Below are 3,033 nucleotides of genomic sequence, written 5' to 3'. Positions count from 1 at the left end.
AGGGGTTCTGCGGCGCGATCCAGGGCGCGAACACCGCCAGCACCACCACCGCCAGCAGCACAATGCCCGCCCCCATGGCCACGTAGTCCTGCCGCAGGCTCCACCACAGATCGCTCCGCAGAAATCGGGCGAGCCGCCCCTGGCCAGAGCCGGCGAAAGGTTTAGTGAGCATTGGCGCCTCCCTTGACGTGCTGGCTGCGCAGGCGCGGATCGACCACGCCGTACATCATGTCCACCAGCGTGTTCAGCGCCACGAAGATGAAGGACACGATCACCAGGTAGGCGGCCATGACCGGAATGTCCACGAACATGACCGATTGAATGAACAGCAAGCCCATGCCCGGCCACTGGAACACGGTTTCCGTGATCAGCGCGAAGGCGATCAGGTTGCCGATCTGCATGCCGGTCACGGTGATGACGGGCATCAGGCAATTGCGCAGCGCCAGCCGGAAGTGCACCACGCGGTCGGGCAGGCCGCGGGCGCGGGCGAACTTGATGAATTCGGTTCGCAGCGTTTCCAGCATCTCCGCCCGCACCAGCCTCATGATCAGCGTGATCTGGAACAGCGCCAGCGTGATGGACGGCAGCACCAGTGCCGCGCGGCCCGAGGGGGTAAGCAGCCCGGTGGACCACCAGCCTATCTTCACCGTGTCGCCGCGGCCAAAGCCCGGCAGCCAGCCCAGCTGCACCGAGAAGATCAGGATCAGCATGATCCCCACCACGAAGCTGGGCAGCGAGATGCCCAGGATGGAAACGAACTGTAGAGCCTGCGCCAGGCGCGACTTGCGGTAGATCGCGGTCAGCACGCCCAGCGGCACGCCGATGACCAGCGACAGCAAGGTCGCCATCAGGACCAGCTCGAACGTGGCCGGAAAGCGCTCGGCCACCAGCGCGAACACGTCCTGCTGGTTGCGGTAGGAAATGCCGAACTCGCCCTGCGCCGCGTTAGTGACGAAGTGCACGAACTGCATGCCCACCGAAGCATTCAGGCCCAGGCGTTCGCGCAATTCGTCGCGCTGCGTCTGCGAGGCCTGCTCGTTGAGCATCATGTCGACGGGGTCGCCGACGAACCGGAAAATCACGAAGGCCAGCAGCGCCACCGCCAGCATGACGCCGACCGCGTTGAAGACCCTTCTTACTATGAACGCCAGCATATGCGGCTCCCCTTCAGACCTCTGTCATTCCCAGGACCGCCGGCGGACGGCGGTCCGCGGCCTCACTGCATGCGCACGGTCCACAGGCGCGCCTTGTTGTCCGGCATCTGCAGCACCTCGCCCACGTTCTTGCCCACGGCCCAGGCCATCGGCTGCTGGTGCAGCGGCAGGAAGCGCACGTCGTCATGCAGCGTCTGCAGCACGTCGGCCATCATCTGTACCCGCTTGGGGCGGTCCATTTCGGCCGCCGCCGCGTCGATCCTGGCGTCCAGCGCCGGATCGCCCCACTGGCCCCAGTTGAAGACGCCGGCCGGGCCGCTGCGGCTGTGCATCACCTGCAGCAGGATGGACAGCGCGTCGATCTGCGGCTCGTTGGCCCAGCCGTGGATGGTGATGTCGAACTCGCCGCGCGAGCGCTTGGGGTTCTGCAAGGAGCGCGGGCCGCTGGCCAGCGAGGCCTTCACGCCGATGCGCGCCCACATGGAGGCGGCGGCCTGGCAGATCTCCTCCTCATTGACGAACATGTCGTTCGAGCACAGCAGCGACACCGTGAATCCGTCCGGATAGCCGGCCTCGGCCAACAGCTTCTTGGCGCGTGCGGCGTCGAACGGCAGACGCTCTTCCTGCTTGGGCTCGTAGCCCGGGATGGACGGCGCCACCAGCGCGCCGGTGGTGCGCGACAGGCCGCGCATCACGCGCTTCTGGATCAGATCCGGCGACAGCGCCATGTACAGCGCCTGGCGCACTTTCAGGTCCTTCAGCGGATTCTTGTCGGTGACGTTGGAGCCGACCAGCTTGTCGCCCAGGTTGAAGCCGAAGTACAGGGTGCGCAGCTCGGTCGAAGCCAGCACCTTGACGTTGGACGCCGCACGCAAGCGGTCCAGATCCTGCAGCGGCGCGTTCTCGGTGAAGTTGATGTCACCCGACAGCAGCGCCGCCACCCGGGTGGGCGCGGAGGCGATCGGCGTGAATTCGATGCGATCCAGATTGTGGCGCGGCTTGTCCCACCAGCCTGGGTTGACCACCAGCACGGTGCGCGTGTCCGGGCGGTACGACTCCACCTTGAAGGGACCCGTGCCGTTGGCGTTGTGGGTGGCGTAGCCTTCGATCTTCTTGGCGGCGTCGGTGGGCTTCAGGCTGTTGTTGTCCACCAACCATTGGCGGTTGAAGATGAAGATGTTGGTCAGATCATTGAGCATCAGCGGATACGGATGCGTCATTTCGATGTCGACCGTGTAGTCGTCCACCTTGCGTACCGCCTTGAAGGCCGGCAGGTTGCCCTTCAAGGGCGAGGCTTCGTCCGAGACCCGGGTCATCGACGCCACCACGTCGTCCGCCGAGAACGGCGCGCCGTTATGGAACTTCACGCCCTTGCGCAGATGAAAGCGCAGCACCGTGGGCGACGGGGTCTCCCACGATTCCGCCAACGCGGGCGTGATGTTGAACTTGTCGTCATAACGGATCAGCGCTTCATACACATGGTTCAGGAACGCCAGGTTGAAGGTGCTGCCGTAGGAATACGGATCCAGCGAATCCAGGTCCCGGGCCGCGCCCCACTTCAGCGTGTTGGCGGCGCTGGCCCCCGTCATGGCCGACAGCGCGATCATGGCGCCCGCGGTCCACTTGAGCAAAGTCTTCATGGCTGCAACTCTCCCTTGTGTATCGGTCTGAACTCGCCGGGGTCGTGCCCGGCGCGGTGGGTAAGGCAAAGAGACTAGGAATGCGCGCCCGGGCGGATGAGCGACAGGCGCTGCGCGCGCTCCAGGGACGCCAGCGCCAGCGCCTGGGCCAGGGCGGCGCGGTACGAATCGATAATGGGCACGGCCGGCAGGCGCGGCAGGCTGGGCAGGTAGCCCGCCAGCGCGGCGCCCGCCACGAT

Annotated in this window: 2 protein-coding genes and 1 pseudogene; all 3 read right to left on the bottom strand. The window is 65.7% G+C overall.

Annotated elements, in window-relative coordinates; genetic code table 11:
• A pseudogene (locus tag VIR09_RS23790) lies at window positions 1-172 on the bottom strand (ABC transporter permease); the annotation flags it as partial.
• A complete protein-coding gene (locus tag VIR09_RS23785) occupies window positions 162-1,154 on the bottom strand; it encodes an ABC transporter permease (RefSeq protein WP_332015083.1) in 993 nt (330 codons plus the stop codon). The gene VIR09_RS23785 and the pseudogene VIR09_RS23790, both read right to left, overlap by 11 nt.
• A gap of 62 nt (window positions 1,155-1,216) precedes the next feature.
• Window positions 1,217-2,794 (bottom strand): ABC transporter substrate-binding protein, encoded by a 1,578-nt coding sequence (locus tag VIR09_RS23780; RefSeq protein ID WP_332015082.1) that lies wholly within the window; start codon window positions 2,792-2,794, stop codon window positions 1,217-1,219.
• Between the last annotated feature and the right edge of the window lie 239 nt (window positions 2,795-3,033).

Origin of the sequence: Achromobacter sp. (assembly GCF_036567245.1) — a bacterium.
Lineage (GTDB): Bacteria > Pseudomonadota > Gammaproteobacteria > Burkholderiales > Burkholderiaceae_B > Achromobacter.
The sequence above is the reverse complement of the archived record's forward strand: the minus strand, read 5'-3'. Positions and strand labels throughout refer to the sequence as shown.